General features: G+C 70.3%; 1 protein-coding gene. It reads right to left on the reverse strand.

Annotation, left to right across the window (positions count from 1 at the left end):
• Positions 1-631, reverse strand: a 631-nt coding sequence (locus tag Pka01_RS29810; protein ID WP_203886255.1) for a hypothetical protein, incomplete at its 3' end; no start/stop codon positions are given.
• Positions 632-1,328 lie beyond the last annotated feature (697 nt).

The raw sequence follows: 1,328 nt of genomic DNA on the forward strand, positions 1-1,328 counted from the left end.
CCGTCGCGGTCTCCGTAGGAGCGCTGAGGACGGTCACCACCGCGGGATCCGTCGCGATCGCCATAGGAACGCTGAGGACGGTCACCCCCGCGGGATCCCTCGCGATCGCCATAGGAACGCTGAGGACGGTCGAAGCCCCCCTCACCACGCGGCCCGCGGTCGCCGGCGAAGCCGCCACGATCGTCGCGGGACCGGAATGGCCTGCCACCACGGTCGTCCCGAGACGGGGACGGGCGGCCCTCACGGTCGTCGCGGCTCTGGAACGGACGACCGCCACGATCGTCCCGAGACTGGAAGCCCCTGCCACCACGATCATCGCGATCACGGGACCCGTACCGCCCCCCGAAACCGCCTTCACGTGGCGGACGCGCGTCACCCTGGCGGTCGCCCCCGAAACGGCGGCCTCCCTCGCGATCGTCGCGCGGTGGCCGTGTACCTCGGTCATCGGACCGGAACGAGCGGCCTCCGCGGTCGTCACGGTCTCTGAAACCCCCACCGGAGGAGCCACGATCACCATACGAGGAGCGCGGCTGGTCTCCGCCGCGGTATCCGCCCCGGTCATCGGAACGTCCGGGCCGGTCCCCGAAACGGCCGCCCTCGCGCGGGGGTCGACCGCCGTCGCGACTGCCATAACCACGATCGTCGCGGTCACGGTTGCCGTAGCCGCCACGCGAGGCGTCACGGTCTCCGTAGGAAGGTCTCGGGCGGTCGCCGGCGCGGAAGCTGTCACGGTCACCGTACGAGCGGCCACCTCGATCGCCGCCGGGACGTCCCCCGGATCGGCCACTCGCTCCACCGTCGCGGTCACGACCGCTGGATCGGTCGGAGCGGAAAGGGCGGTCGCCACGATCGCGGTCTGCGGGGAAGCCTTCCCGCCCCCCCGTGTATCGGCTCCCCGAGCCGTCTCTGTCCCCGCCGCCGCGGTAGCCGCTCACGTTCCTGCCCTCGTCACGGCTGTCTCCGCCACGGCTCGCGTCGTCACGCCCGTCTTCTCTGTTCACTTCTGTCCTCTGTTGCTCGCTCACCGCGTACGGCTGTGCGCTCGGTTCGCTGGCCGCGCTACTAGTTCCCGGATACGCCGAGCGGTGAAGATGCCCGATATCGGCTCAGTGTCAGGGGAGACCAGCCTGATTGCCGTAGGTCCGCTGAGACCTCGTTGTGTGCCGTAGCCTCCGCTACTCGCTCTACGTAACGAAGGCCACCCGTGGTGGGGTGGCCCGGCAGGTTCCAGCCTAGCGCGCCACCGGTGGTTCCCGGACCTCAAGAAGGACACCAGCGCTCCTGCCAGGTGCTCCGCCGGCGCTCATCGGGATCCGAGAATGGTCCTG

Origin of the sequence: Planotetraspora kaengkrachanensis (assembly GCF_016862895.1) — a bacterium.
Classification (GTDB): Bacteria; Actinomycetota; Actinomycetes; order Streptosporangiales; family Streptosporangiaceae; genus Planotetraspora; species Planotetraspora kaengkrachanensis.